This is a genomic window from Acidovorax sp. JHL-3 (genome assembly GCF_000526295.1).
In the GTDB taxonomy this organism is placed as follows: domain Bacteria; phylum Pseudomonadota; class Gammaproteobacteria; order Burkholderiales; family Burkholderiaceae_C; genus Acidovorax; species Acidovorax defluvii.
The window spans coordinates 1,020,743-1,046,469 of sequence record NZ_JAFU01000001.1 but is presented as its reverse complement, the minus strand read 5'-3'; the positions used below and the strand labels follow the sequence as shown (position 1 = coordinate 1,046,469).

The window sequence follows — 25,727 nt, the reverse complement described above, 5'->3', positions numbered from 1 at the left end:
GCTTCATCCCATGCGCACACAGGACGAAGCCTCGATCGTCGCCTGCATTCCCAGCCTGCGCCGTTACGCGCGAGGGCTGGTGGCAGATACCGCTCGGGCCGACGACCTAGTGCAGGACACGCTGGAGCGAGCGTGGAGCCGGTTCTCGCTTTGGCAGAAACGCGGCGACATCCGCGCCTGGATGTTCGGCATCATGCACAACCACTTCATCGACGGTGTACGCGCCAGGAGCAGCCGACCCGAGGACAGCGCGGGCGACGACCTGCCCGAAATCCCACAACGAGCCAGCCAGTCCGACGGCATCGAGGTCCGCGATCTGGACCGTGTCCTGCAGCGGTTGCCTGTGGAGCAACGCGAGGTGATGCTGCTCATCGCAGTCGAAGAACTAAGCTACGCAGAAGCCGCCGCAGTGCTCGGCGTGCCCATCGGCACGGTGATGTCCCGCCTGGCGCGCGGCCGTGACAAGCTGCGACAGGAACTGCAAGGCCGCGCGCCATCAGCCCAAGTTGCCGCGCCCCTGCGCAGGATCAAGTGACATGGACTCTCCCCCACTCAAACCCATTTCCACCGACGGCATCAAGCCGGTGACCGAAGCCGATCTGCACGCTTTTGCGGATCAGCTTCTGGACCCTGCGCGGCATGTAGAGATCGATGCCTTCCTGGATGCCCACCCGGCCGAACGCCAGCGCGTGGACGACTGGCGCGCCCAGAACCTGGCGCTCAAGCAGATGCTCGACCCGGTCCTGTCCGAGCCCTTGCCATTGCGCCTGCCGCTGAAGCCGGCGCCGGGGGCGGGCTGGCAGGAATGGCCGTGGCGCTCCCTGGCAGCCGGCGTGGCGATCGCGGTCGTCAGCACCGGGTCGGCCTGGTGGGGCCGTGGCGCCTACGACGGGCAACTGCAGCGCAGTGCCACGCTGGCCGCGGCGCGGGCGGGCACGCTCAATGGTTTTGCCCACCGCGCGGCCGTGGCCCACGTGGTCTACAGCCCGGACGTGCGTCGTCCGGTGGAGGTCGGCGCCGACCAGGAGCAGGCGCTCGTCACCTGGCTGACCAAGCGCATGGGCACCGAAGTGAAGCCGCCCGACCTGCGCGCCCTGGGCTACGAGCTCATCGGCGGGCGGCTGCTGCCGGGCGACAAGGGGCCGGTGGCGCAGTTCATGTTCGGCGGCGCAAAGGGCGAGCGTCTGACGCTGTACGTCACTCGCGAGGACGCCGGACGCGAGACGGCCTTCAAGTTCGGCCAGGATGGCCCGGTGAATGTCTTCTACTGGGTCGACAAGGAATTCGGCTACGCCATCTCTTCAGGCGACAGCAAGTCCGAAATGCTGCGGGTCGCGGAGGCGGTCTACAGCCAGCTCGAAGTGCGCAAGTAGTCTTGGCGCCCGAGGGGCCAGGCATCGACGGGATTTCCGTTGCGGCCCATCGGCCAGTGGTCCAGCCAGTGCTGCAGCACGGCGACGTCATCCGCTCGACGCCGCCGGTGCAGCGCGTACCCCTGGCCCGAATGCACCAAGTGCACCAGTTCGGTCGACAGCGGTGGGCTCTGGTCGCCGAAGTACCAGAAATGCCATGACACCAGTGCGTTGAGGCCCGCAATGTCTCGCGCGGCCTCGCTGTCGTCATGCAACGTGTTGGCCACCTGCTTCATCGAGCCGTTCGCCATCGCCCGATAGAAGTTGTCCGGGGGGCCGTCGCCGCCAGGTCGCTTGGCGACAAAGCGCGGGTCCGCCCAGTAGTCGCCCAGCGCCATGACTTCATCGATGCGCATCGCGTAGATGAGCTGGTCGTTGTGGCGGCTGCGCAGGCCGACGATCCAGTCGCCGACACGTGCCGAGCGACGAATCTGCGGCTTGCACACCGCGAGGGAGCACCAGCCGTGAAAAGGATTCGGCGACCCGCCGCGGTCTTGCCGCACGACATAACGAAAGATGCGAGGGCCTTCGATCACATCGGGCTGCGCAGAACCACCTTGGCTGGATCCATCGGCCCATCGCCTTCGATGACCACGATCGATGCGGTTTTTGGATTGGCTTCCGACTGCAGACGAGTGACCTCGCGGATTTCGCCGATCGCCGTGCCGTCGGCCATTCCCATCGGATTGGTCTTGAAGCTGGCGACGGGCACTTTCTGATCGCCCACATAGATGCTGTAGACCGTCTCCGGCTTGAGCTTGTAGAGGAACAGTTCCAGCGCATCGACCACACCGAAATTGCGTGCCACCACGAAGCCCTTGGCGTCGCCGGAATCGGGCATGAGCGGAATGTTGACCGGCGCCGCGTTCGCCAGCGGCTTCAGGTTGTCCGTGCCGGCGCCCGACGGTACGGCGTTCGAAACGTAGACCAACGCCTGCGGAGCCTGTCCAATCGGCACCGCCGCGATGACTTTGTCGCTGGCGGTGTCGATCACCTGGACCGCATCGCCGTTCTCCAGTCCGACGTACATGCGCGTGCCGTCGTCCGATGGCCAGACGCCATGCGGCAGCGCGCCGGTCGCGATCGTGTTGAGCAGCTTCGCCTCGCCATCGGTCGTGTAGACCTTCACGACGTTCTCGCCACCCACGGCGACGTACGCCAGCGTGCCGCGCGCGGTTTTGGCGAAGCCAAGATGGTTGGTGATGAAGCCGGTGTCGATCACGCCGGTCACCGCCATCGACTTCACGTCGATGCGCGTGACCTTGCCGACGTCCTTGTGACCCATCCAGACTTCCTTGCCGTCCGGCGTGAACTGCAGGAACGGCGAGAACGGGCTCACGACCGGAATACGCTTCACGATCTTGTACGCGCGCGTGTCGACCACGGCCACTTCGGCCGTGAAGCTCGACACCACAAAGGCGCGCCCACCGTCCGGCGTGAACAGCACCATGCCGGGGCCCGGCGCGGTCTCGATCCGGCGTTTTTCCTTGAAGGTCTTCGCGTCGATCACCGAGATGTAGTTCTCTCCGCGCACCACGGCCCAGACCTCCCTGCCGTCGCGCGTGAAGAAGGCCTCGTGCGGCGAGCGGCCGACGTAAGTCACGCCCTTGACCTTGTTGGTCGCCGTGTCGATGAAGGTCACCGAGTTCGAGCCGTTGGCAATGACGACCAGCGTGCGGTGGTCGGGCGAGAAACCGAGGCCGTGAACGTTGATCTCGCCCTTGTAGATCGGCGACAGCACGTCGGGGCGCTGGTTGCCCAGCTTGATCTGGCCGAGCAATGCGTTGGTGTTCGGGTCGATCACCGACACCGTGTTGGTGTTCTGGTCTGCGGTGTAGACGCGGTCGCCGGGATTGGAAGCTGCCGACGCCGCGAAAGATGCAACGGCCAGCGCCGTGGCAAGGACAAGGGGTTTGAGTGAATTCATGAAAGGTCCTTCTTCGACGTGTCTGGAGCGACTACTTGGCGGGTGATGCGTGGCGTGCGAGCCAAGCCTGCATCAGCCGGATCTCGTTGGCCTGCTCGGTGATGATTCCCTGCGCGAGGTTGCGCACTTCCGGGTCTTGCGTGTTGAGCAGGATCGACTTGGCCATGTCGATGGCGCCCTGGTGATGGGGAATCATCATGGTCATGAAGTCGTGCGCGGGCTGGCCGTTCATGGGTGCGGTGCGCATGTCGTGGTCCATTACGGCCATGGCATCACCCATCAGCGCATCGAAGGGCTTGGCCGTGCTGGCCATGAAGCTGGGAGGCACGACGCCCTCGGCTTTCATACCGTGCGCGTGCATGTCGGCCGCCTGCGTCAACGTGCTCCCTGCGACCAGCAACCCGAGGATGCCCGCACGAACGAAGCCGCTGCTCATGCCGCTTTCTTGCTCCATGCGCTGCACCAGCCCGCGGCAGCGACCTGCTTGCCGGCGAACAGCGGGCAGCCGCCCGTCGCTTCCTTGGGCTTGCCTTGAAACAGCTGACAGTTCGCGCAGTTCTGGCTGGCCGCGTGATTGGGGAATTTCTTGGCGTCGACCTTGGTGGTGTCTTCCTTGTAGCCGAGCGCCACGGCCTGAGGATCGGTCTCGGCCAGCTTCGGGCCGCCGGACTGTGCGTGGGCGGCGGAGACGGACAGCGCGGTTGCCGCGCCGGCAACTTGGAAGATGAAAAAGCGGCGATTCGTGGGGGTCATTTTTTTAATCTCGTGGGGGTTTTGGTCGTTGCCGGAGTCTTCGCTGCAGCGATCGGGGGCGTGCTTATTGCTTCAAGACGAACGCAGCCAGCGCTTTCACCTCTTCGGGTTTCAGTGCGGCGAAAGGCGGCATCGGCACGCTGCCCCATTTGCCGACGCTGCCGCCACGGATGCTGGCCTCCAGCTTTGACTGCGCCTGCGGATCGGCCTTGTACTTCTCGGCGACGTCGTGATAGCCCGGACCGACGATCTTCTGGGTCAGGCCGTGGCAACTCAGGCAGGCGTTGCTCGCAAGAAGCGCTTGGACGTTGACACTCGCGCCACCGGCTGGTGGCGTGGCCGCAGCACCCGGTGACGTTGGCGGAGCGGGCGACGCTGGCGCGGGTGTGGAGGCGGCGATCACATTGGCGTCTGTGGCCTTCGCGGACCCGTAGGCGACCGCCAGGTAGGCACCCACCTGCTTGACTTCGTCGTCACTGATCGGCGCACCGTAGGTGTGCTGCATCTTGGCCATCTCGGCGGTCCACTGCGTCTGCGTCATGCCGGGTGGCTGGTAGTTGACGTAGTCCGCCGAATGGCAGATCGCGCATTTCTGCATCGCGATGGCGTAGCCCGGCAGCTTCGAGGGGCGCAGCTTCGACGTGTCGGGCTGCAGCTTGATGTCGGGCGGCGCGGCCAACGCGTTGAACGCGATCAACACGCAGCAGCCAAGAACGGCACGGACCAAAAAGTGGGGGTTTTCATGGCGTGTCCTCAGGCGATGGTGACCGGCGTGGACTCGACCACATGGCGGCGGTAACCCGCCGGATTCCAGTCCACCGTGGCGGGCTGGCCTTCGCCCTTCTGGTTGGTCGCACGGACCATGAGCACGGCTCGGCCCATCTTCGCGAAGCTCACCGGCGCCCGCCATTCGCGAAACGAGAAGCGCCCCAGATCCTTGCCGAGCGTCGCCGCCTTCCAGCTCCGGCCGCCGTCGATGGAGACTTCCACCGTCTTGATGCCGGCACCGGCATCGAAGGCGATTCCCTTGAGTTCGATCGAGCGGGCGGCGGGCAGGATGCCACCGGCTTGGACGCTGGTGATGAAGCTGCGCACGGGCAGCGTGGAGATGGGCCGCGTCTTCGCCGCTGCGGAACCCGGTGCCACGCACTGGCAGTCGTTGTCGGGCACGCGGTAGGCGGTCGTCATGAACAGCGCGTCGTGGCCGTCGAACACATGGTCGATGACCTCGATTTCCGAGAGGTGCTTGACCCAGTAGGTGCCGAAGTAGCCCGGCACGATGAGCTTGACCGGGTAGCCGTTGAGGAACGGAAGGTCCTTGCCGTTCATGCCCCAAGCGAGCATCGGTTCGTCCTGCAGCGCGTGTTCGATGTCCAGCGCCTTGCGAAAGTCCGAGGTCGCGGGCAGCACCGGCGTGTCGAGGCCGTTGAAGGTTACCTGGCGGGCACTTGCAGCCACACCCGCCTTCTCGAGCACCTTGCGCAGCGGCACGCCGACCCATCGGGCATTGCCCATCGCGCCATTGGCGAGCTGTGCGCCGAAGACGCGCGGCGACGAGTACCCGCGGCTGTTGCCGGAGCACTGGTTGACCGCCACCACCTCCACCGGCTCGGCCAGTGCCTTCAGTTCGGCCAGCGACAGGTTCAACGGCGTGTTGACCTTTCCCTTGACGGTGAGCCGGTAGGTAGCAGGGTCGACCGCCAGCGGGATGTTGGCCAGGTGGTAACGCACGAAGAAAGCGTCGTTGGCGGTGATCGGCCCTTCGTTGAAGACTGAGAATGGCGTTTCCAGATGCGGCGGCCGGGTGTGAACGCGAATCAGCGGCCGTTTTTGCGGGTACGTCACCATGGGGCGCGGTCCGTCGGCAAAGGTCACGCCTTCGCCAGTATCGCGACCAGCCGCCAGCGCGGCGAGCGGCGACGCACCCAGCGCGAGAAGACCGGCGCCCTGGACGAAGCGCCGACGGGATGGAGCGCGCTTGGCGTCGTGCTGCGCGGTGGGTGTGGCTTCGCGACCTGATCTCATGGTTTGTCTCCGTTTGTTAGATAAATACAGTGGCTATTCAGGGTGTCTTCCAACCCCACTTGGCGAAGATTGCTTGTCCTGCAGGCGATTTCAGGTAGTCCGCGAGCGCTTCTTCACGGCGCGGCCTTCTGCATCTTTGCCGCAGGCGCAGCCAGCGTCGCCTCCACAAGGTTGCTCGCCAAGTCCACTTTGGCGATTCCCAAGTCTTCGTTCAGCACATAGGCCGTCTTGCCGTCGCGCGTGAAGACGATGGCTTGCCGCGGCTCCTTGAATCCGGTGATGGTGGCGACCACGCTCTTGCTCGCGACATCGATGACGGACAGCGAGTTGTCGCCCAGGTTGCCGGCGTAGACGCGCCTGCCGTCGGGCGACAGCGCGGCACCGTACGGGTCCTTGCCGACAGCGATCGTCGACTCGATGGCGCGCTTGTCCAGGTCGACGACCGCGATGGTGTTGCTGCCGCTGTTCGCCGCGAAGAGCGTCTTGCCGTCGGCGGTGACTGAGATCGCGCGCAGCTTGTTGAACCCGGTGATCTCGCCGTCGATCTTGTTCGTCGCCGTGTTCACGATGGTGATCTTGTCGCCCATGAAGTTGGTGACGTACAGGGCCGATCCGTCGGGACTCAGGCGCACACCCTGGCGCGGCTGCGCGAAGCCGGTGATGACGGCGCGCGGTGCGCCGCTTGCGAGATCGAAACGCGTGACCGTGCTGGCGGCCTGGTTGTTCACGTACATCGTGGCGCCGTCCTTGCTCAGCACGGTGCCGAAGGCACCGGGGCCTGCCGGCAGGCTGCTGACCGTCTTCAGGCTGGACGTGGCGATCTTCGCCACGGTGCCCAGGCTGCTGTCCGAAACATAGAAGAACTCGCCAGACGGCGCGAACACGATGTTGCGTGGCGTCACGAAGCCATTCAGCACCTTGCGCACCTTGCCGGTCTTCAGGTTGTAGACGACGACGTCCGGGCGTTCGCTGTACGACACCACGGCCGTGCCCTCGTCCGGGCTGAGCGCCAGCGAGTTGTTGTGGATGGCACCGTCGAAGGTCCAGCGCTGCGTCGCACTTGCGGACGCTGCGACAGGCGCAGGTTGTGCCGTGACCGTCGAAGGAATCGAGGCGAGTGTCGAGAGGGCGAGGCACAGCGAAAGTGCGAGAGGACGGAGTTTCATGAGATTCTTTCGGTTGTCTGAATGGATGGACGAATGGCGGGGGCGATTTATTCCAGGTCCGCCCTGTCAGTTGAGGAGTGCAGTGATGCCCGCGTTGATGGCGAAGCCGCCGCACACCAGCCAGACGAAGAGCACGGCCGCCAGCGCCAGCGGCTTGATGCCGGCCTTGCGGATGGCCGACACGTGCGTCGTCAGGCCAAGACCTGCCATGGCCATGGCCAGCAGCACGGTGTCGATGTCGATCACCTGCGTCACCACCGCATGGGGCAGCAATGCGAGCGAGTTGAGTCCGGCGACCGCCACGAAACCGAGGGCGAACCAGGGAATCACGATGCCGCCGCGTGGCGAGGCATTGGCTTCGTCGGTGCCATCGGCAGCATCGGCGTCCTTGGCACTGGAGCGGGAGAGGTAGGCGGACAGGATGATCAGGAACGGCGCCAGCATCATCACGCGGACCATCTTGGCGATGACGGCGGTGTTCGCAGCCTGCTCGCTGACGGCGCGACCGGCGGCGACCACCTGTGCCACCTCATGGATCGTCGAGCCGGCGAACACGCCGTAAGCGGTGGGCGACAGGTCGAACAGCCGGAATTGCGCGACCAGGTGATACAGCACCGGATACAGGAAGATCGCCAGCGTGCCGAACACCACCACCGTGGCCACCGCGACCATCACCTGCTCGGCGCGACCGCGCACGACGGGTTCGGCCGCCATCACCGCCGCCGCACCGCAGATCGAACTGCCGGCGCCGATCAGCATGGCCGTCTTGCGATCAAGCCCGAAGACCCGGGTGCCGAGGAAGCAGGCGAGCCCGAAGGTGCTGCACAGCACCGTGGCGTCGATCGCGACACCGGTCCAGCCGACGTTGCCGATGTCCTGGAAGGTCAGGCGCAGGCCGTACAGGATGATGCCCAGGCGCAGCAGGTTGGCCTTGGAAAAGGTCACGCCAGCGCCGGCCGCGGCGCCTATGCGGGGGTAGACGGTATTGCCGACCACCATGCCCAGCACGATGGCCAGGGTCAGCGCGCTGATGCCGTTGGACTGCAGCCAGCCGATCCTGCCCAGTTGGATCGACGCGAAAGCCAGGGCGCCCGTGAGTGCGAGGCCAGGAACCAACAGGCGTACACGGTGCATCGCTGCAGGGGTGTGCGTCAGGTGGGCTGCGGAAGTGGCGGTGTGCATCGTTTTCTCCATCGCGTCGTTTTCTGAAGGCATAGACGAACTTTGAACCGATTCGATCTATCCGGCAAACGGATACTTCCGCTATAACCTAGCCATCGAACAGGTAACGAAAGCGTTTGGATGCGCCTGACATTGCGTCAACTTCTGATCTTCACGGCCGTGGCCGACACCGGCAGCACCACCGCCGCCGGTGAGCGCGTCGCGCTCTCGCAGTCGGCGACCAGCGGCGCGCTGAACGAACTGGAGAACCTTCTCGGTGCCCAACTGTTCGACCGCATTGGCAAACGCTTGCTTCTGAACGACAACGGCCGTGCGCTGCTGCCGCAAGCCAGGTCATTGCTCGACGGCGCGCAGGAAATCGAAAGCCAGTTCGGGCTCGGCAGCACGGGAGCTGCAACCGCGCCGCTGGTCACGCGCCTTCGCGTTGGTGCCAGCACGACGATCGGCAATTACGTGCTGCCGGCGCTGATCGCCGGCTACAGCAGGACGTGGCCCGGTGCCGCAGTGGATGTCGTCATCGGCAACACGCGCGACATCGCTGCGGCCGTGACCCGCCTGGAGGTCGACATCGGTCTGATCGAAGGGCCCTGCCACGAGGCTGAGCTTCGAGTGACGCCATGGCTTCAGGACGAGTTGGTCATCGTGGCTGCACCGACGCATGCGCTGGTGCAGGAGGGCGTGCAGGCACGCGTTCCGTTGAAGGCCTTGCGGCAGGCACGCTGGTTGCTCCGTGAGCCGGGTTCCGGCACGCGCGAGGCCGTGGAGCACGTGTTGCTGCCGCACCTTCACCACCTGAACGGCGACATGCAGCCGGGCAGCACCGAAGCCATCAAGCAGGCGGCCGCCGAAGGCCTCGGGCTGGCTTGCCTGTCGCTGTGCGCGGTGCAGGACCTGGTGACACTCGGCAGACTGGTCGTTCTGCGAACCACGTTGCCTCGCCTGACTCGCCGCTTCTATCTGGTGCACCATCAGAAAAAGCGCCTTTCGGGCAACCTGCAACGCTTCGTGGCGCACTGCGAGCGACTGGAAGGAATCACCATGGCCCCAGACAAATCACCCATCGACTGAATCGGTACTCCGTGCGGCCTTGAGGTCGAGCTGAACGACCGCGTACCGGGAACGAAAACATGGGTCGCGCCGGCATTCAGATGTCGCAGCGAGACAATCAGAAATGCAGGTTTTATGTCGCACTGACTACCACCTGGCCACCCCCGCGCTCGCGGCCCTGGCGCGCACCGAGCATATTTACAAGGACGAGAAGTTCTCGGACCACGCGCCCATCACCGTGGACTACGACTTCACGCTTTGACCGCAGCGCTTGCTGCCTTCGCCGCACCTTCATGCAGATCGCCCCCATGCCAGAAACACCCCCCCCGACACCTGCCCAGTGCTTTACGCCCCAGGATACGGACGCCCTCTGGAAACTGGTCACCACGCCGCACCCGGTGGTAGGGAAAGCCCGCCACCTGGGGGAGGCCCTGTTGCATGCCGGCATCATCAGCGAAAGTGCCCTGCTCGACAGCCTGCGGGCCCAAAAGAGCGATCAGGAAAGAGGCATCCGGCGCCAGATCGGCCAGATCCTGGTGGACCAAGGCGAGGTGACGCAAGAGCAGATCAAGCACGTCATCGGCAGCTGGCTGGGCGAATACATGGTGAACCCCGCCCACCTGACGCCCGATGCGGTATCGCTGGCGCTGGTGCCCCGCGCGGTGGCCGAGCGCGAATCCGTGCTGCCGTTGCTGGCACGCGAAGACGCGCTGGTGCTGCTGATGGCAGACCCCTACGACCGCGTGCTGCTCGACGAACTGCGCTTTCTGACCCAGCGGCGCCTGATTCCGCTGCAGGCCGCGCCCGGCACCCTGATGCCGGCCATCTCCAAGGCCTACAGCGTGCATCTGCAAACCCCGGCGAGCACGCCACCGGGCGCAGGTGCGCACCGGCCCTCCGTGCCCACCTCGCGGGCCACGTCGCAAGAGCTCGCCGTCAACCTCACCACGACGGCCCCCGACAGCGAATCCGAGCAGACCGACGTCATCAGCGAGTCAGACAACACCCTGGTGCGCCTGATCAACTCGGTGATTGACGAGGCCATCAACCACCGCGCTTCCGACATCCACATAGAAACCGAGCCCGCCCCGCAGAACGTGCGCGTGCGCCTGCGCATTGATGGTGAACTGACGCCCTACCTTGAGCTGCCCGCACGCTTTCGGTTTGCCATGGTGGCCCGCATCAAGATCATGGCCAGCATGGACATCTCCGAGCACCGCAAGCCGCAGGACGGGAAGATCGACTTCTCGCGCTTCGGCGGCCCGCCCGTCGAGCTGCGCGTGGTCACCGTGCCCACCTCGCGCGGTCTTGAAGACGTGGTGCTGCGCCTGCTGGCTGGCGCCAAACCCCTGCCACTGGAAGCCATTGGCCTGAGCCCGGCCAACCTGGTGGCCATACGCGGTGTGATGAAAAAGAGCTACGGCCTGGTGCTGGTGGTCGGCCCCACGGGCTGCGGCAAGACGACTTCGCTGCACTCGGTCATCCGCGACATCAACACCGCCGGGCGCAAGATCTGGACAGCCGAAGACCCCATCGAAATCACCCAGAGCGGCCTGCGCCAGGTGCAGGTGAACGCCCGCATCGGCTGGACCTTTGCCGCCGCCATGCGCACCTTTTTGCGGGCCGACCCGGACGTCATCATGATTGGCGAAATGCGCGACGAGGAAACCGCGCGCATCGCCATCGAGGCCTCGCTGACCGGGCACCTGGTGCTGTCCACACTGCACACCAATTCGGCGCCCGAGAGCATTGCGCGGTTGCTCGAAATCGGGTTGGACCCGTTCAACTTCTCGGACTCGCTGCTGGCCATTCTTGCCCAGCGCCTGGTGCGGCGCCTGTGCACCGCCTGCCGCGAGCCCCGGTTGGCCGACGAGGAAACCCTGAACGATCTGGCCTCGCAATACCTCGCCAGCGGCACCAACAATACGCCCGAGGCGCGCTCGGCGCAGGTGGCACGCTGGCGCAAACAGCATGGCGACGCCACCGGTGCCATGCAGCTGTGGCGCGCGGTAGGCTGCAAGGAGTGCGAGAACCACGGTTACCGCGGACGGCTGGGCATCCATGAGCTGATGATCAGCGACGATTCCATCCGCCAGCACATCCGCCGCAGAGCCCCCGCCTCGGACATCCGGCACTCGGCGCTGGCGGCCGGCATGCTCACCCTGCGGCAGGACGGCATCGAAAAAGTGCTGCAGGGCCTGACCGACATGCCCGAAGTGATCGGCGCAACCAATCTGTGATCGATTTAGTGCCAAATACGCCTCTAGCCCTTATGGGTAAAGCGCAAATAGCTATATAAATAATAGCATTTCATGCACACATGATCCCTGCGGCGCAGCACCCTGGCGGGGCCGCGGGCGGCAACGGTGCCCCGGCGGCCCCTGGATGCTTGCGCAACCGGCGGTGCAGCGCACCCCAGCCCTGTTCAACAAGCCTGTGCAGCCACGAGCATGTTGAGCAAATCGCTGATGCGCACCGGTTTGTTGAGCACGCAGGTAGCCCCCAGGGCCTGCAGGCGCGAGGCGGCGTCGGGCTTCGCATCGGCCGCCAGCACGACAACCCTGGCATCCCGCGCCGTGGCGAACCGGCCCAGCCGCAGCTCGCCGAGCAGCTCCAGGGCCTGCTGCTCCTCGTGAAGGTCCAACACCAGGCCGTCATAGGCCTGCGCTGCCAGCAGCGTGCGGGCGCGGCCCACGCTGCTGGCCTCGTGAAAATCCACCATGCCGAGATCGCGCGCGACCATGACGATGGTGCGCCGCAACACGAACTGCGGCTCAACCAGCAAGATCCGGGGCAACAGCGCGGTCATTCGTCGCCCTCTTTTCCGGCCAGGGTCTCGTTTGCCAAGCGGCGAAGTGCATCCAGAATGGACAGCTCCACCGGCCCCAAGGTGCGCGGCACGGTGTCGATCACGCAAAGCGTGCCAATGTGGTGCCCGCTGGGGGCACTGAGCGGGGCACCGGCATAAAACCGGATGTGGGGCTCACCCGTCACCAGGGGGTTGTCGGCAAAGCGGGGGTCGCTGCTGGCGTCCTCGACGACAAACAGATCATTCTTCATGATCGCGTGCCCGCAAAAGGAGATGTCACGGGGGGTTTCTGTTGCCTCCAGGCCCACACGCGACTTGAACCACTGGCGTTGCCCATCCACCAGCGTCAGCAGGGCAATCGGCACGTTCAGTTGCTCGGCCACAAATCGGGCGAGGCGGTCATAGCGCTCTTCGGGCGGGGTGTCCAGCAGCAACAGGTCGCGCAGGGCATTCAGTCGGTCGGCCTCGTCGGCGGGTACGGGTGCGGGTGTCATGGTAAATCCTGGGGTAAATCGTGCGGCGATAGGAGTGGAGGTCAGGTCGCTGGGCTCAGCCCAGCAGGTACGCCATCTGGGCGAGGTCGACCACCACCAGGTTGGCGTGGTCCACCGCGCCTTTGGCATTGATCAGCCCGAACTCGCCCATGGCGCCCATGCGCATGCCGCTGCGCCGCGCGCTGTGGGCGGGCAGCCAGTCCGTCAGGCTGTGGATGGCGATGCCCATGGGCGCCGTCGTGCCGCCGGGCGCCTGGACAAGAACCGCCAGCTGCGGGTCTGCGAGTCCCTCCGACCTGGCGATGGCGGGCAGGCTGACGAGGCGAACCGTCTGGCCACGCCACGCCAGAAAGGCCGGTCGCCCCGACCGAAGGTCTTCCCTGGCCTGGACGGGCAGTTCCACCACCCCCACAATGCCGTCGACCGGGGACGCATAGCGTTGATCCGCATCGAACACCAGATAGGGCAAGGGCTCGGTGGCGTCGGGTTGCACCGCGCCGCCGGGAGCATGCAACGGGGCCGGCGCACGCCGGCTGATGGATGCCTCGGGCGTCAGGCCAAAGAGTTTGGCGACATCCAGCACCTGCAGCCTGGCGCCGTCTGGCAGCAGCGCCACGCCCGCCAGCAAGGGGTCGCCGGGCATGCTGGCCACGGCAGCCTGCGGCAGATCCACAAACTGCTGGCACTCCGACACCGTCAGCCCCAGCAGCAGCGGCCCCTGGCCCAGCATCACCATCCACGGCGCGGACTGGCGATCGCTGGCCTGGCGGCCCTCGCTGATGTCCACCAACGGCAGCTTGCGGCCCTGCCACTGGCCGATGGCCCAAGTGCGCTCCTTGGGCCCCAGCGCCAGTTCGGTGGCGGGCACGGGGACCACACGCTCCACGGCGCTTACCGGCACCGCCCACTGCTCCACACCGATCCCGAACACGGCGTGGCGTTGTGTTGTGCCCACCTGGTGCGGTGCAGGGACTGCCGGTGCGCCCGTGGCCGCTGCTTCGGCGGGCTCCACCTGTGCCTGCTCGCACCAGGCCTGGCCCAGTCGCATCAGCCGCGCCACTTCCAGAATGCACAGCGTCGGCTCGCTGGCTGTCGCGGGCACTACCGACTCGAACAGTTCGTTGTCATCGGGCGCGTGGTGCACCCGCCGGATATCGGCCGCCGCCACGGCCTTCACGCCCAGCACCGCGTCCACCCGTATGCCCACCAGGCCACCCGCCTGCTGCAGCACCAGCAGTCTTTGCAATGCAGCGGCACCGTCGTCCCGGGTCTCCAGCGGCACCCAGCGCTCCAGCGCCACAATCGGCACCGCCGCACCGGCGACATCGGCCACGCCCAGCAAGCCGCCGCTGCGGCGCGGCAGCGCTGTCAGGCCCTGGGGCGGCAGTGGCATGGCCTGCCAGACCTGCTCGATGGGAATGGCGATGTCGCAGCTGCCCACGCGCACATGCACATGCTGCACAACCCCAAGCGGGGCGCTGGATGGGGACTGGATCACGTCGTCCACCGCGCAGCTCAAGTCGCCTTGCGGGGGCTGCCGCTGCCCTGAAGGTCTTCGAGCAGGCGGGCCACGTCCTGGGTCGAATGCTCCTGCTCTTCGGTGGCACTGCGGATCTCGCTGATGGAACGCGTGGTGTTTTCCACCGCGCCCAGAATGCGCGAGAACGCTGCATCCACATCCTCGGACAGGCGGCTTCCCTCCGAGACCCGGATCACCGTCTGGTTGATCAGCTTGGCGATCTCGCGGGCTGCCAGCGACGACTTTTCTGCCAGCTTGCGCACTTCGTCTGCCACCACGGAAAAGCCCACCCCTTGCTCGCCCGCGCGCGCCGCCTCAATGGCCGCATTGAACGCCAGCAAGTGGGTCTGGCTCGAGATCTCGCTGATGGTGTCGACGATTTCATGGATATCGGACGACGAGCGCTCGATGGCGATGATCGCGTCGCGCGAGCGGCGCACCAGCTGACTGCCCTCGCCCGCCTCGCGCTGCGTCTGCTCGGCCAGCTCGGTGGAGCGGCCCGCGCTGCGCGCCAGCTGCTTGATCGATCCACTCATTTCCTGCAGCACGGCGGTGATGTCGTGCACCTTTTGCGCCACCGCGCGCTCGCGCTGCACCTGGGTGGTGATGTCAATCGCATACTTGACCACCTTGTAGGGCCTGCCATCGACATCGAGGATGGGGTTGTAGGTGGCCTGAATCCAGACCTCGGCCCCATGCTTGCCAATGCGGCGGTAGCGCGCGCTCTGGAACTTGCCCTCGCCCAGATCGGCCCAGAAGTCGCGGTAGGCCTGGCTTTGCACCAGGCCCGGCTCGCAGAACATGCTGTGGTGCTGCCCCTGGATTTCGGCCAGGGTGTAGCCCATGGTGCGCAGAAAGTTGGGGTTGGCCAGCAACACGTTGCCCTGCATATCAAACTCGATGACCGCTTGCGACAGGCCAATGGCATCAATCTTGCCCTTGGTCTCGGCGGACGATGTCATGTCGTGTGTGATGTCCACAGCGAACTTGACCACCTTGTAGGGCTTGCCGGTGACATCCAGGATGGGGTTGTACGAGGCCTGCAGCCAGATGTCGCGGCCATCCCTGGACAGGCGGCGAAACCGCCCGGCAATGAAGTCACCACGGCCCAATCGCTCCCAAAGGCTCGCGTACTCATTGGACTGGGCAAACTCGGGCTGGCAGAACATGCGGTGGTGCTGGCCCACCACGTCCTCACGCCGGTAGCCAAAGGTTTGCAGGAAGTTCGCATTGGCGTCCAGCACCCGGCCCGTCAGGTCGAACTCGATCACGGCCTGCACGCGGTCAATCGCCGCCATCTTGCCCTCAAAGTCTGCCTGCTGCACCCGCTGCGCGGTGATGTCGGTGGCCAGCTTGACCACGCCCACCATGTGGCCCTCAGCGTCCCGCACCGGGTTGTACGAGGCCTGCAGCCAGACCGGCTTGCCCGCCTTGGTGATCCGCAAAAACACATCCTCGCGCACCTGTCCGGCGCGCAACCCATCCCACAACGCCCGATACGCCTCGCTGCTGGTCACCTCGGGCGGGCAAAAAATGCGGTGGTGCTGCCCCAGAACCTCGCTGGCGCTGTAGCCCATCAGGTCCAGAAACAAGCGGTTGGCCCGCAGTACCCGGCCCTCCAGGTCAAATTCGATCACGGCTTGCACATGCTCCAGCGCAGCCAGCAAGGCCGCTGTGCGTGCGGCCTCTTGTGGGGCGGTAGCGGGCGTATCCATTGAATTATTCATGGGAAGAAATGCCTGTTGTTGGGGCAAAGCGCCACTGACTGGGCGGCTTTGGGGGTCATTCAAGGTTGGTGGCACTTGCAAACAGCTGCCGCCCAAGGCATGCAGCGGGCCCGCAATTGCAACCATATGAAACAATTTCTCAGTATGGCGCAAATTTGCTTTTCCGGCATGGACAGCCATTGGCAACCGTAGCCGCCAGCAGGTCACAGAAGAAACTGCAACCCGGCCACCTCCAAAACTACACTGGTGTCCTGTGCTGTGAAACCGTGTTTCCACGCGGTCGCCAGTCGGTGGAACCCGCTCTGAAAATGTGTTCTGCCTGTTGAGCCTTTGTTATCCGTTACCTGCCCACCCCATGCTCCGCTACCTCACCATCCCCGTTACGGCTTTTCAACAAAACTGCTCCCTCGTCTGGTGTGATGCCACCCGGAAGGCGGCCGTCATTGACCCCGGGGGCGATCTCGAAACGCTACTGGCCGAAATCCAGCGCTTGGGCCTCGCCCTGGAGCAGATCTGGCTCACGCACGCCCACATCGACCACGCCGGAGGCACGGGCGAACTGGCCCAGCGCCAGTCGCTGCCCATCATCGGCCCGCATCCCGGCGACCAGTTCTGGATCGACGGCCTGCCGCAGCAAAGCGCGATGTTCGGGTTTCCGCCCGCGCAGCACTTCACCCCCACGCGCTGGCTGCACGATGGCGACCAGGTGCAGATCGGCAACGAAACGCTGAACGTGCGCCACTGCCCGGGCCACACGCCGGGCCATGTGGTGTTCCATGCGCCGCAGATCGACCGCGCCTTTGTGGGCGACGTGCTGTTTGCCGGCAGCATCGGCCGCACCGACTTCCCCCAGGGCAACCACCAGCAGCTGATCGACAGCATCACGCAGCGCCTGTGGCCCATGGGCGATCAGACGGTGTTCATCCCGGGCCACGGGCCGGAGAGCACGTTTGCACGCGAACGCCAAAACAATCCCTATGTGGGCGGGACCTGAATGGTCCATCACATTCCTGTTTTTATAGCTGCTAGCGCTTGCCCAATAAGCGCTACAGGCCATTTTGGTCATTTTTTTACACCACAACACACTGCCCCGTGGGTGCAGGCATGCGGCTGCCACGCTGGTGTGCGCTGCACCCACGCCCTCGCCACCGCCCGGCAAAAGCACTGCCCACTATGATGTTGCTCTTTGTAAACAACATGTGAGCACCCGGCAGACGCCTCCCTCTGCCCGCCCTTTGTGCCATGAACACCACTTCCATTCCGATTCCGCCCCTGGAACCGCAGCGTGGCTCCAGCCTGGTGGGCAAGGCCTACTGGGTCATGCTGCAGCGGGTGACGCTGATTGCAGCGGCTATCGACGTGGGATACATCCTGCTGTTCATGGGGCTGGGCTCCCGGCCCCTGGCCATCGTCAATTTCCTGAGCATTGCCATGTACCTGGGGGCCTATCGCCTCATCCAGAAGCGCTACAACGCCGCCGCGCTGGTGCTGATCTGGGTGGAGGTGCTCGGGCACGCGGCACTGGGATCGCTGCTGATTGGCTGGGACAGCGGATTTCACTATTACCTGCTGCTGTTCATCCCCGCCATCGTGGTCGCCAACACGCGCGGGTATGCCGCGCCCATGGTGCTGGCCCTGCTGGCGTATTACCTGGGCCTGCAGGCACTGTGCAGCCATTGGGGCCCGCTCGATCCACTGCCCGTGCGCAGCGTCCAGGTCGTGAACTGGATGCACATCTGCCTGGTGTTTGCCATGTCGGCAGCGCTGGCGGCCGTTTACCGGCGCACCATCCTGATTGCCGGGAGCCGCCTGCGCAAGCAGGCCACCCAGGACCCGCTGACCAGCCTGGCCAACCGCAGCCACTTTGAAGCCCTGGCCGCCCATGCGCTGGCGCGCAGCCAGCGCGATGGTGCGCCGGTCACGCTGCTGCTGTGTGATGCGGATCTGTTCAAGCGCATCAACGACCAGTATGGCCATGCCGTGGGCGACGCGGTGCTGGTGGCCATCGCCAACGTGCTGGCCGCCAACCTGCGCGACGGCGATGTGCTGGCGCGCTGGGGCGGCGAGGAGTTTCTGGCACTGATGCCCTACTGCCCGCTGGAGGCCGCCTGCGCCACGGCAGAGCGCATCCGCGCCGCCATCGCGCAGGCGCCGCTGGACGTGGGCCAGGCGCCCATCGCGCTGACCATGTCTTTCGGAGTGACCCAGGTGCGCAGCACCGAAGACCTGCACACCGCCATTGCGCGTGCCGACAAGGCGCTGTACCAAAGCAAAAACGCGGGCCGCGACCAGGTGAGCGTTGCGTAAGCCAGGGCAGATCGCGCCCCTGAAAATTGGGTGAAATCAGTCTATAACGCTTGAAAAACAAGCGCGAGAAGCTATTAAAACAATAGCGTTCCGAAAGGTGCGCGCCCTTACCCGTTGCGCCGCGCGGCCTCGTACAACCCCTGCACCCTGGGCACGTTCTGCTCCAGCTCACGGATGCGTGCGGGCCCCGAGGGGTGGGTGGACAAAAAGGCCAGCCCCCCCTGCTTGCCGCCGGTGGCGTTGCCCATCTTTTGCCACAGGCTGACGGCGGCGGACGGCTGGTAGCCCCCGCGTGCGGCCAGCTCCAGCCCCACCAGATCGGCGTCGCTTTCGTCCGAGCGGCTGAACTGCAGCGTGAGCAGCTGCCCGCCCAGGCTGGCGGCGACGTTGCCCAGATCGCCCAGGCCCAGCAACTGCGAGCCCAGGCGCAGCGCCAGGTTGGTGCCCTGTGTCTTGGCGATGCGCTCACGCGCATGCTCGCGCAGCGCGTGGGCCATTTCGTGGCCCATGATCATTGCGGCCTCGTCGTCGGTGAGCTTGAGCTGGTCAAGGATGCCGGTGTAGAACGCAATCTTGCCGCCGGGCATGCAAAAGGCATTGACCTGCGAGCTGCCGATGAGGTTGACCTCCCAGCGCCACTGGCGAGCTCGGTCGTTCCAGGGCGCGGCATGCGGGATCAGCCTTTTGGCAATGGCATGCAGGCGCTGCAGCTGCGGGTGCCCTGCGGGTGCCAGTGCACGCTGGGCCTTGGCCTGCTGCAGCATCTGCTGGTACTGCTGGGCGGCAGAGTTCTCCAGCGTTTCGGCGGGCACCAGCTTGCGCAGGCTCGATGCCGAACCCACCTCCACCTGCGCCAGCACGGGCGCGGCGGCGCTGGCACCCGCAGCCAGCAGGAAGGCGCGGCGCGCAGACCACGGGGAAGACGGCGCTACGGAGGGCGAGGGGCAGAAGAGGCACATGCAGGAATAATAGACAAAAACCGCCCGGCCCCATGTCAGACACCTCCCCGACCCCACCCCGCTCCCCCGCCGTGCGCACCCCCTGGCTGCAAACCCTGCGCGTGTACCTGGAGCCCGCCAGCCTGCGCATGCTGACGCTGGGCTTTTCGGCAGGCCTGCCGCTGTTGCTGGTGCTGGGCACGCTCTCGTTTCGCCTGCGCGAGGCGGGCATTGACCGCAGCACGATCGGATATCTCAGCTGGGTGGGCCTGGCCTATGGCTTCAAATGGCTGTGGGCGCCGCTGGTGGACCGCATGCCGCTGCCGCTGCTCACGCGCTGGCTGGGGCGGCGGCGCAGCTGGCTGCTGCTGTCGCAGGGCATGGTGGTGGCCGGCCTCGTGGGCATGGCGCTGGCCGACCCGCGGCTCACGCTCGGCCCCATTGTGTGGTGCGCGCTGGCAGTGGCCTTTGGCTCTGCCACGCAGGACATCGCGCTCGATGCCTTTCGCATCGAATCGGCCGATTCCAACCACCAGGCGGCGCTGGCTGCCTCGTACCAGACGGGGTACCGCCTGGCCATGATCTGGGCCGGTGCGGGGGTGCTGTGGATAGCGGCACGCGCCGAAGCGGCGCCGGCTGTCGGGCAAATGGTGGGCGAGGCCGTTGCCCAGGGTGCGGCCGCCTACCAGAACGGCGCCTGGCAGGCGGCCTATCTGGCCATGGCCGCGTCGATGTCCGTGGGCGTGGTCACGGTGCTGTTCTCGCGCGAGCCGGTGCCCGTGGTGCTGCCACCCGCCAAAAATGCCGCCGAATGGATCAAGGGCGCCGTGGTCGATCCGTTTGCCGATTTTCTGGGCCGCTACGGCTGGCAGGCCGCGCAGATTCTGGCGCTGATTGCCGTGTACCGCATCAGCGACGTGGTGATGGGCATCATGGCCAACCCGTTTTATGTGGACATGGGCTTCACCAAGGACGAGGTGGCGGCCGTGACCAAGGTGTACGGCGTCATCATGACGCTGGTGGGCGCGTTTGTGGGCGGCGTGCTGTCGATGCGCCTGGGGGTGATGCGCATCCTGATGCTGGGCGCCGTGCTCAGTGCCGGCAGCAACCTGCTGTTTGCCTGGCTGGCAGGCCATGGGCACGACGTGACGGCGCTCATTGCCGTGGTGTCGGCCGACAACCTGGCCAGCGGCATTGCGTCGGCCGCCTTCATTGCCTATCTTTCAAGTCTGACCAACGTGAGCTACTCGGCCACGCAGTACGCACTGTTCAGCTCGATGATGCTGCTGTTGCCCAAGTTCGTGGCCGGTTTTTCGGGCGACTTCGTCGACTCGTTCGGCTACGCGCAGTTCTTCACGACCACGTCGTTGCTGGGGCTGCCCGTGCTGGGGCTGGTGTGGCTCGCTTCAAGGGTTAAAACGCCCTCTAGCCCTTTACCATAAAGCGCAAACAGCTATTTAATCAATAGCATTCAAACGCTGCACAGGTCGCACGGTTTACCGCATCTTTACGGAGGCTTCAACACTGCGAGACGCCTGCGGGCCACCATGGGGATCTGCCTGAACCGGCTCCACCACCCCACTACACTGCCACGATGAGCTCGCACCTGTTGATGATCGAAGACGACGCCCGCCTTGCACAGATGGTGGGCGAATACCTGGGCCAGTCGGGCCTGCATGTCACGCACCGCGCCGATGGCGCAAGCGGCCTGGCGCAACTGCAAGGCCCTGACGCGGGCCCTTTGCCCGACCTGGTCATCCTCGACCTGATGCTGCCCGACATGGACGGCCTGGACGTTTGCCGGCGCATCCGTGCGCTGCAGGGCCCCGCGGCCCAGGTGCCGGTGCTCATGCTTACCGCCAAGGGCGACCCCATGGACCGCATCATCGGCCTGGAGCTGGGCGCCGACGATTACCTGCCCAAGCCCTTTGAGCCGCGCGAGCTGCTGGCCCGCATCCGCGCCATATTGCGCCGGCGCACCGACGGTGGCAGCCCGCCCGCCACACAGGCCCTGCGCTTTGGCACGCTCGAGATCGACCGCGACGCCCGCACCGTGACCGTGGCGGGCGAGCTGGCCGATCTCACCTCCTACCAATTTGACCTGCTGGTGGCGCTGGCCGAGCGCGCGGGCCGTGTGCTCACGCGCGACCAGATCATGGAGGCCGTGCGCGGCCGCGAGCTGGAGGCGTTTGACCGCTCCATCGACGTGCACATGGGCCGCATCCGCGCCGCCATCGAGGTGGACGCCAAGAACCCGCGCCGCATCCTCACGGTGCGCGGCGTGGGCTACGTGTTTGCCAAGCAGCAGGATTGATGTGAAACAACCCCCTGTGGCGCTTCGCGCCTTCCCCCTTCTCTCGCATCGCTGCGCGCTGCGGGAAGGGGGACGCCGCCAGCGCTGCGGGGCGGCCCTTGCGCGGCGGCTCTGGCCTGGCCTGCGCCAGTTGCATGGGCTGCAGAACCAGAGCGTGCGGCATGGCGGTGTTTGATCTTTTTTCGCGACGCCTGTATCTGCGCCTGTGGCTGGCGGTGGTGGGCGGTGTGGCCGTGCTCACGCTGGCCGTGGGCTGGGCATGGCGCATTGCGGCCGAGCAGAACGCGCAGCCCATGGCGCCACCCGCCCGTGAAGTGGTTCTGCGCGACAGTAATGGCAACACGCTGATCGCCGGACTGGCCACGCGCGTGCCCGGGCCGCCCGGCGAGGGCCTGGAACTGGCCATTGACAGCGCCGACGGCACCACCTACAGCCTGCAACTGGCCCCACGCACCGACCGGGGCAACCACCCCGGCCCCAACCGCCGTGCCGACGCCGCCTTCTGGACCCGCCCGCCCTTTGGTTTCCTGTGGATGCTGGGCCTGGTGGGCCTGGCCGTGGTCGTGGGGGTGTTTCCCATCATCCGCCGCCTGCTGCAGCGGCTGGAAACCTTGCAGCGCAGCGTGCAACGCTTTGGCGAGGGCGATTTGTCGGTGCGCGTTCCCGAGCAGGGACAGGACGAGGTGGCCGACCTGGCGCGCCAGTTCAATGCCGCCGCCGCGCGCATCGAAGCCCTGGTCAAAACCCATAAATCGCTGCTGGCCAACGCCTCGCACGAACTGCGCTCGCCGCTCACGCGCATCCGCATGGGCCTGGAGTTGATGGGCGGCAACCAGCCTTCACCGGCATTTCGCGAGGAGATCCTGCGCAACATCGCCGAGCTTGACCAGCTGGTCGATGAAATTCTGCTGGCCAGCCGCCTGGATGCCCGCGAGGCCGATGTAGGCACCGTGGAGCTGGTCGACCTGATCGGGCTGGCCGCCGAGGAATGCGCCCGGGTGGATGCCGAGCTGGACGTGACTGCCGTGCCCGAGGGGCTGGAGGTGCGTGGCGTGGCCAAACTGTTGCGCCGTGCCCTGCGCAACCTGCTGGAAAACGCGCGCCGCTACAGCCAGGGCGACATCACGGTGGTGCTGCAGCGGCATGACGGCCAGGCACAGTTGAGCGTGCTCGACCGTGGGCCCGGCGTTCCTCCCGCCTTGCGCGAACGCATTTTTGAGCCCTTTTACCGCCTGCCCGGTGCCAGCGAACGTGCGGGCGGCGTGGGCCTGGGGCTGGCACTGGTGCGCTCGATTGCGCAGCGCCACAACGGCTCGGTGCGTTGCGAAGACCAGCCCGACGGATCTGGCGGCGCCTGCTTTGTGTTGCGCCTGCCGTTGCAAAGCCCACCCAGCACAGCGGCCCCGGCCCCGCAACGCAAGGGCACAGGAGCGAAATAGGGGTCTTCCGGGCTCAACGGCACCCAGCCTGCTTGGGTTGTGTCGCGTCAACCTGCCACCTGCCACCCGCGACTGCCCTGGCCTCACACCGACACCGCGGAATCGGCCGCGGCTTGCGGCAGCGGGACATTCAGCAACTCGACGCAATTGCGTCCCGCGCGCTTGGCGGCATACATGGCCTGATCGGCCACATCCACCATGGCCTGCGCACCTGCGGCATCATCCGGAATCCGGGCGTGCCCACCAATGCTGACCGTCACACGGATGGTCTCGCTTGCCCACGGCATTGCCAGGTGCTCCACCCGGGTGCGCAGGTGTTCCGCCACCATGCGCGCGCCGCTCGCATCGGTGCCCGGCAGCAAGGCCAGAAATTCTTCGCCACCATACCGCCCGATGAAATCCTGCCCGCGCAACGCGCCCCGCAGGCACTGGGCAACAGCCACCAGCACGGCATCGCCCGCCAGATGGCCGTAGGTATCGTTCACGCGCTTGAACCAGTCGATGTCCACCATCAGCAGGGCAACGGGCCGGCGTTCGCGCCCTGCCTGGGCCAGCGCGCGCTCGAGTGCGTCCATCAAGGCACGGCGGTTGGGCACACCCGTCAATGGATCCAGCAGGGCCTGCTGCTGGTGCCGTGCATTCGCCCTTTCTCGGCCCATCAGGATAAAGCCCATGGTGGTCAGCACCAGCCCCGCCAGCCCCATCACATGGCTGCCCACCTGGATGAAATGCGATGACCCCAAATGCGCCACCTCATTCCAGCCCAGCAGCACCCCGATGCTTCTTTGCAGATACAGCGCGATCACCATGCCCACACCAAGGGCCAGCAGCAGGCGTCCGCGCTCCAGCACTCCATTGTCGCGGCGCAATGCCTCGCGAGCCACCATACCGCCATGCAAGCTGAACAGCGCCCCGCCAGCCGCCACCCGGGCTTCCGGCCGATCCATCAACACCAACGATCCGACTACGGCGGCCACCACCGGCACCAGAATTTTCCAAAGCGAACAGGGTCTGCCAAAGAACCGGCAAATCGCCACCAGCGACGCCGAATAGGACGCGGCCAGCAGCGTGTTTCCCACCACCATCAGGGCCGGTAGCTGGTTTGACAGCAGGGAGTTGGCGATGAACAGCGGGAACGCCACGGCAATCATCAACACCCCCGCGGCCCAAGGCGCCAGGCCGTCATCCCGCCAACGCCCCCAGGCAACCACCAACATCGCCGCAGCCATGGACAGCGACACCACGGGGTACATCAGCATGATGGTGGCGACATCTACGGGCATAGTGCTCCAGTGGGCAAGCGAGGTGGTAATTGTCTTGTGCGCGGCGCCCGGGAGAAAGGGCGCCTCCTGAGCGTGCAATGAAAACCGCTTCCCATCACACGCCCGTGATCCATCGGCAAATGCCGCGAATTCAACTCATTCTAGGGATGACCTGCATGGCCCTCGCGCGTCGGGGGTAGTGCGGATCGGGATGGGCCGCAAGGCGTCTGTTTGCAGTCAATAGCCCCGCTATTGGCAAGAAACGCAACTCAGCGGATCGCCCGATGTCGCGCTACCACCGGCCGCAGGGGGTTATGCAGGCCGGCCCTATGGGTTGGACAGCCGCTGGAAACCTCGCCAGAATCACGCCATGACCATCTTTTCTTCCTCGCGCCTCTGTGCTCGATTCGGCCTTTCCACCCCCATCGTGCTGGCCCCGATGGCCCTGGCTTCTGGCGGTGCACTGGCCTCGGCTTGCGCTCGTGCCGGTGCGCTGGGGCTGGTAGGCGGCGGTTATGGCGATCTCGCCTGGACCCAACGTGAGTACACACTCGCGCTGCAAGCTTCACATACGAATCGCATTGGCTGCGGCTTCATTACCTGGAAGCTGGACGAAGACGCTTCGGCGCTTGACTGGGTACTGGACCATGCACCCGAGCACCGGCCTCGTGCCGTCATGCTGTCATTTGGAGACGCCCGCCGGTATGCCGCACGCATCGCCGCCAGCGGCGCCGCGCTGATCTGCCAGATTCAGCGCATGGAGCAGGCCCCACAAGCGCTTGAAGCCGGTGCCACAGCCATCGTGGCACAAGGCGCCGAGGCCGGCGGGCATGGCATGAACGCCCTGAACGGACGCGCCACCATGACCTTTGTGCCCGAACTGGCCGACTGGCTGGCAGCACACTCCCCCGACACCCTGCTGCTGGCCGCCGGTGGCATTGCCGACGGGCGCACCCTGGCCGCTGCGATGGTGCTGGGGGCCGATGGCGCGCTGGTCGGCTCGCGCCTGTGGGCCACGGCCGAAAGCCTGGCGCCGCAGGGCGCCAAAGAGCTGGCCCTGCGCACGGACGGCGACGGTACCGCCCGCAGCGCGGTGTTCGATATTCTGCGTCGCAAGAACTGGCCCGCACCCTACGACTTTCGCGCCATTCGCAACCCCTTGCACCGCGCATGGGAAGAGCGCATTGAAGAGCTGCGCAGCGACCCGGCCGCTGCGCGGGAGGCTTATGACGCGGGCATTTCGGCGGGCGACTACACCGCCGCACATGCGACCGTGGGGGAGTGCGTGGGGTTGGTGCACGACTGCGCCGGCGCGGCAGACGTGGTTCGTGCCATGGGCGAAGGGGCAACGGCTGCGCTCGACAATCCACGGCTGCAGCACTGACAGGGCGGGCGCCACCCGCGCA

The 25,727-nt window shown here is 65.8% G+C and carries 24 protein-coding genes and 1 pseudogene; 11 read left to right on the top strand and 14 right to left on the bottom strand.

The window, feature by feature from the left end:
• The first annotated feature begins 10 nt into the window (after nucleotides 1-10).
• Nucleotides 11-535 carry a sigma-70 family RNA polymerase sigma factor gene (locus tag K226_RS0104780; RefSeq protein WP_024813729.1) on the top strand — a complete coding sequence of 175 codons (525 nt, stop codon included), beginning with the start codon at nucleotides 11-13 and terminating at the stop codon, nucleotides 533-535.
• Nucleotide 536: 1 nt separating this feature from the next.
• On the top strand, nucleotides 537-1,373 hold the full coding sequence (locus K226_RS0104775) for an anti-sigma factor (RefSeq protein WP_024813728.1): 837 nt from the start codon (nucleotides 537-539) through the stop codon (nucleotides 1,371-1,373).
• On the opposite strand, the gene K226_RS19280 is transcribed toward K226_RS0104775, so the two are convergent.
• The 8 genes from K226_RS19280 to K226_RS0104735 all read right to left on the bottom strand — a co-directional run bounded on the left by K226_RS19280 (nucleotide 1,346) and on the right by K226_RS0104735 (nucleotide 8,465).
• Nucleotides 1,346-1,948, bottom strand: a complete 603-nt coding sequence (locus K226_RS19280; RefSeq protein ID WP_024813727.1) for a hypothetical protein — start codon at nucleotides 1,946-1,948, stop codon at nucleotides 1,346-1,348. The genes K226_RS0104775 and K226_RS19280 overlap by 28 nt on opposite strands.
• The gene (locus tag K226_RS0104765; protein WP_024813726.1) at nucleotides 1,945-3,339 is read right to left on the bottom strand and encodes a beta-propeller fold lactonase family protein; all 1,395 of its coding nucleotides are present in this window, start codon (nucleotides 3,337-3,339) and stop codon (nucleotides 1,945-1,947) included. Before K226_RS0104765 ends, K226_RS19280 begins: the two co-directional genes overlap by 4 nt.
• 31 nt (nucleotides 3,340-3,370) lie before the next feature.
• On the bottom strand, nucleotides 3,371-3,793 hold the full coding sequence (locus K226_RS18675; RefSeq protein WP_081739325.1) for a DUF305 domain-containing protein: 423 nt from the start codon (nucleotides 3,791-3,793) through the stop codon (nucleotides 3,371-3,373).
• On the bottom strand, nucleotides 3,772-4,092 hold the full coding sequence (locus K226_RS0104755) for a high-potential iron-sulfur protein (protein WP_024813724.1): 321 nt from the start codon (nucleotides 4,090-4,092) through the stop codon (nucleotides 3,772-3,774). The genes K226_RS18675 and K226_RS0104755 overlap by 22 nt, the downstream gene beginning before the upstream one ends.
• 64 nt (nucleotides 4,093-4,156) lie before the next feature.
• Nucleotides 4,157-4,792, bottom strand: coding sequence for a c-type cytochrome (locus tag K226_RS0104750; protein ID WP_238324194.1), 636 nt, complete (start codon nucleotides 4,790-4,792; stop codon nucleotides 4,157-4,159).
• A 53-nt stretch (nucleotides 4,793-4,845) separates the two neighbouring features.
• Nucleotides 4,846-6,117 carry a molybdopterin-dependent oxidoreductase gene (locus K226_RS0104745; protein ID WP_024813722.1) on the bottom strand — a complete coding sequence of 424 codons (1,272 nt, stop codon included), beginning with the start codon at nucleotides 6,115-6,117 and terminating at the stop codon, nucleotides 4,846-4,848.
• 113 nt (nucleotides 6,118-6,230) lie between these two features.
• Nucleotides 6,231-7,283, bottom strand: coding sequence for a YncE family protein (locus K226_RS0104740; RefSeq protein WP_024813721.1), 1,053 nt, complete (start codon nucleotides 7,281-7,283; stop codon nucleotides 6,231-6,233).
• Between the two features lie 66 nt (nucleotides 7,284-7,349).
• The gene (locus K226_RS0104735) at nucleotides 7,350-8,465 is read right to left on the bottom strand and encodes a YeiH family protein (protein WP_024813720.1); all 1,116 of its coding nucleotides are present in this window, start codon (nucleotides 8,463-8,465) and stop codon (nucleotides 7,350-7,352) included.
• Between the two features lie 120 nt (nucleotides 8,466-8,585).
• Here K226_RS0104735 and K226_RS0104730 point away from each other — a divergent pair, with 120 nt between their 5' ends.
• The 3 genes and pseudogenes from K226_RS0104730 (at nucleotide 8,586) to K226_RS0104720 (ending at nucleotide 11,752) form a co-directional block, all read left to right on the top strand.
• The gene (locus K226_RS0104730; protein ID WP_024813719.1) at nucleotides 8,586-9,533 is read left to right on the top strand and encodes a LysR family transcriptional regulator; all 948 of its coding nucleotides are present in this window, start codon (nucleotides 8,586-8,588) and stop codon (nucleotides 9,531-9,533) included.
• A gap of 118 nt (nucleotides 9,534-9,651) precedes the next feature.
• Nucleotides 9,652-9,774: pseudogene (locus K226_RS19770) on the top strand (exodeoxyribonuclease III); the annotation flags it as partial.
• A 46-nt stretch (nucleotides 9,775-9,820) separates the two neighbouring features.
• A complete protein-coding gene (locus tag K226_RS0104720) occupies nucleotides 9,821-11,752 on the top strand; it encodes a GspE/PulE family protein (RefSeq protein ID WP_024813718.1) in 1,932 nt (643 codons plus the stop codon).
• A 185-nt stretch (nucleotides 11,753-11,937) separates the two neighbouring features.
• Here K226_RS0104720 and K226_RS0104715 read toward each other — a convergent pair whose 3' ends face one another.
• From K226_RS0104715 to K226_RS0104700, 4 genes are read right to left on the bottom strand one after another with little or no spacing between them, the layout of a single operon-like run.
• On the bottom strand, nucleotides 11,938-12,321 hold the full coding sequence (locus K226_RS0104715) for a response regulator (protein WP_024813717.1): 384 nt from the start codon (nucleotides 12,319-12,321) through the stop codon (nucleotides 11,938-11,940).
• On the bottom strand, nucleotides 12,318-12,815 hold the full coding sequence (locus tag K226_RS0104710; protein WP_024813716.1) for a GAF domain-containing protein: 498 nt from the start codon (nucleotides 12,813-12,815) through the stop codon (nucleotides 12,318-12,320). The genes K226_RS0104715 and K226_RS0104710 overlap by 4 nt, the downstream gene beginning before the upstream one ends.
• Nucleotides 12,816-12,870: 55 nt before the next feature.
• Complete coding sequence (locus tag K226_RS0104705) at nucleotides 12,871-14,322, bottom strand: chemotaxis protein CheW (RefSeq protein ID WP_024813715.1); 1,452 nt, start codon at nucleotides 14,320-14,322, stop codon at nucleotides 12,871-12,873.
• Between the two features lie 8 nt (nucleotides 14,323-14,330).
• Complete coding sequence (locus K226_RS0104700; protein ID WP_024813714.1) at nucleotides 14,331-16,061, bottom strand: PAS domain-containing methyl-accepting chemotaxis protein; 1,731 nt, start codon at nucleotides 16,059-16,061, stop codon at nucleotides 14,331-14,333.
• Between the two features lie 355 nt (nucleotides 16,062-16,416).
• Here K226_RS0104700 and K226_RS0104695 point away from each other — a divergent pair, with 355 nt between their 5' ends.
• Both K226_RS0104695 and K226_RS0104690 read left to right on the top strand, forming a co-directional pair.
• A complete protein-coding gene (locus K226_RS0104695; protein WP_024813713.1) occupies nucleotides 16,417-17,055 on the top strand; it encodes an MBL fold metallo-hydrolase in 639 nt (212 codons plus the stop codon).
• A 248-nt stretch (nucleotides 17,056-17,303) separates the two neighbouring features.
• Nucleotides 17,304-18,368 (top strand): GGDEF domain-containing protein, encoded by a 1,065-nt coding sequence (locus K226_RS0104690; RefSeq protein ID WP_024813712.1) that lies wholly within the window; start codon nucleotides 17,304-17,306, stop codon nucleotides 18,366-18,368.
• A 107-nt stretch (nucleotides 18,369-18,475) separates the two neighbouring features.
• On the opposite strand, the gene K226_RS0104685 is transcribed toward K226_RS0104690, so the two are convergent.
• The gene (locus K226_RS0104685) at nucleotides 18,476-19,327 is read right to left on the bottom strand and encodes a M48 family metallopeptidase (protein ID WP_024813711.1); all 852 of its coding nucleotides are present in this window, start codon (nucleotides 19,325-19,327) and stop codon (nucleotides 18,476-18,478) included.
• Between the two features lie 32 nt (nucleotides 19,328-19,359).
• Between K226_RS0104685 and K226_RS0104680 the strand changes: the two genes are divergently transcribed.
• The 3 genes from K226_RS0104680 to K226_RS0104670 all read left to right on the top strand — a co-directional run bounded on the left by K226_RS0104680 (nucleotide 19,360) and on the right by K226_RS0104670 (nucleotide 23,059).
• On the top strand, nucleotides 19,360-20,748 hold the full coding sequence (locus K226_RS0104680) for an MFS transporter (RefSeq protein WP_024813710.1): 1,389 nt from the start codon (nucleotides 19,360-19,362) through the stop codon (nucleotides 20,746-20,748).
• A gap of 152 nt (nucleotides 20,749-20,900) precedes the next feature.
• Nucleotides 20,901-21,620 (top strand): response regulator transcription factor, encoded by a 720-nt coding sequence (locus tag K226_RS0104675; protein WP_024813709.1) that lies wholly within the window; start codon nucleotides 20,901-20,903, stop codon nucleotides 21,618-21,620.
• Between the two features lie 161 nt (nucleotides 21,621-21,781).
• The gene (locus K226_RS0104670) at nucleotides 21,782-23,059 is read left to right on the top strand and encodes an ATP-binding protein (RefSeq protein WP_024813708.1); all 1,278 of its coding nucleotides are present in this window, start codon (nucleotides 21,782-21,784) and stop codon (nucleotides 23,057-23,059) included.
• Between the two features lie 83 nt (nucleotides 23,060-23,142).
• Here the strand turns inward: K226_RS0104670 and K226_RS0104665 are convergent, their stop codons facing one another.
• The gene (locus tag K226_RS0104665; RefSeq protein WP_024813707.1) at nucleotides 23,143-24,342 is read right to left on the bottom strand and encodes a GGDEF domain-containing protein; all 1,200 of its coding nucleotides are present in this window, start codon (nucleotides 24,340-24,342) and stop codon (nucleotides 23,143-23,145) included.
• 349 nt (nucleotides 24,343-24,691) lie between these two features.
• Between K226_RS0104665 and K226_RS0104660 the strand changes: the two genes are divergently transcribed.
• Nucleotides 24,692-25,705, top strand: coding sequence for a nitronate monooxygenase family protein (locus tag K226_RS0104660; protein WP_035240884.1), 1,014 nt, complete (start codon nucleotides 24,692-24,694; stop codon nucleotides 25,703-25,705).
• The last annotated feature ends 22 nt before the right edge of the window (nucleotides 25,706-25,727 follow it).

Excerpts from the sequence above, each read along its gene's own strand:
- K226_RS0104780 (WP_024813729.1), top strand. The coding sequence starts at position 11 with ATGCGCACACAGGACGAAGCCTCGATCGTCGCCTGCATTCCCAGCCTG.
- K226_RS0104775 (WP_024813728.1), top strand. The coding sequence starts at position 537 with ATGGACTCTCCCCCACTCAAACCCATTTCCACCGACGGCATCAAGCCG.
- K226_RS0104765 (WP_024813726.1), bottom strand. The coding sequence starts at position 3,339 with ATGAATTCACTCAAACCCCTTGTCCTTGCCACGGCGCTGGCCGTTGCA.
- K226_RS18675 (WP_081739325.1), bottom strand. The coding sequence starts at position 3,793 with ATGGAGCAAGAAAGCGGCATGAGCAGCGGCTTCGTTCGTGCGGGCATC.
- K226_RS0104755 (WP_024813724.1), bottom strand. The coding sequence starts at position 4,092 with ATGACCCCCACGAATCGCCGCTTTTTCATCTTCCAAGTTGCCGGCGCG.
- K226_RS0104745 (WP_024813722.1), bottom strand. The coding sequence starts at position 6,117 with ATGAGATCAGGTCGCGAAGCCACACCCACCGCGCAGCACGACGCCAAG.
- K226_RS0104740 (WP_024813721.1), bottom strand. The coding sequence starts at position 7,283 with ATGAAACTCCGTCCTCTCGCACTTTCGCTGTGCCTCGCCCTCTCGACA.
- K226_RS0104735 (WP_024813720.1), bottom strand. The coding sequence starts at position 8,465 with ATGCACACCGCCACTTCCGCAGCCCACCTGACGCACACCCCTGCAGCG.
- K226_RS0104730 (WP_024813719.1), top strand. The coding sequence starts at position 8,586 with ATGCGCCTGACATTGCGTCAACTTCTGATCTTCACGGCCGTGGCCGAC.
- K226_RS0104720 (WP_024813718.1), top strand. The coding sequence starts at position 9,821 with ATGCCAGAAACACCCCCCCCGACACCTGCCCAGTGCTTTACGCCCCAG.
- K226_RS0104715 (WP_024813717.1), bottom strand. The coding sequence starts at position 12,321 with ATGACCGCGCTGTTGCCCCGGATCTTGCTGGTTGAGCCGCAGTTCGTG.
- K226_RS0104710 (WP_024813716.1), bottom strand. The coding sequence starts at position 12,815 with ATGACACCCGCACCCGTACCCGCCGACGAGGCCGACCGACTGAATGCC.
- K226_RS0104700 (WP_024813714.1), bottom strand. The coding sequence starts at position 16,061 with ATGAATAATTCAATGGATACGCCCGCTACCGCCCCACAAGAGGCCGCA.
- K226_RS0104695 (WP_024813713.1), top strand. The coding sequence starts at position 16,417 with ATGCTCCGCTACCTCACCATCCCCGTTACGGCTTTTCAACAAAACTGC.
- K226_RS0104690 (WP_024813712.1), top strand. The coding sequence starts at position 17,304 with ATGAACACCACTTCCATTCCGATTCCGCCCCTGGAACCGCAGCGTGGC.
- K226_RS0104685 (WP_024813711.1), bottom strand. The coding sequence starts at position 19,327 with ATGTGCCTCTTCTGCCCCTCGCCCTCCGTAGCGCCGTCTTCCCCGTGG.
- K226_RS0104680 (WP_024813710.1), top strand. The coding sequence starts at position 19,360 with ATGTCAGACACCTCCCCGACCCCACCCCGCTCCCCCGCCGTGCGCACC.
- K226_RS0104675 (WP_024813709.1), top strand. The coding sequence starts at position 20,901 with ATGAGCTCGCACCTGTTGATGATCGAAGACGACGCCCGCCTTGCACAG.
- K226_RS0104670 (WP_024813708.1), top strand. The coding sequence starts at position 21,782 with ATGGCGGTGTTTGATCTTTTTTCGCGACGCCTGTATCTGCGCCTGTGG.
- K226_RS0104665 (WP_024813707.1), bottom strand. The coding sequence starts at position 24,342 with ATGCCCGTAGATGTCGCCACCATCATGCTGATGTACCCCGTGGTGTCG.
- K226_RS0104660 (WP_035240884.1), top strand. The coding sequence starts at position 24,692 with ATGACCATCTTTTCTTCCTCGCGCCTCTGTGCTCGATTCGGCCTTTCC.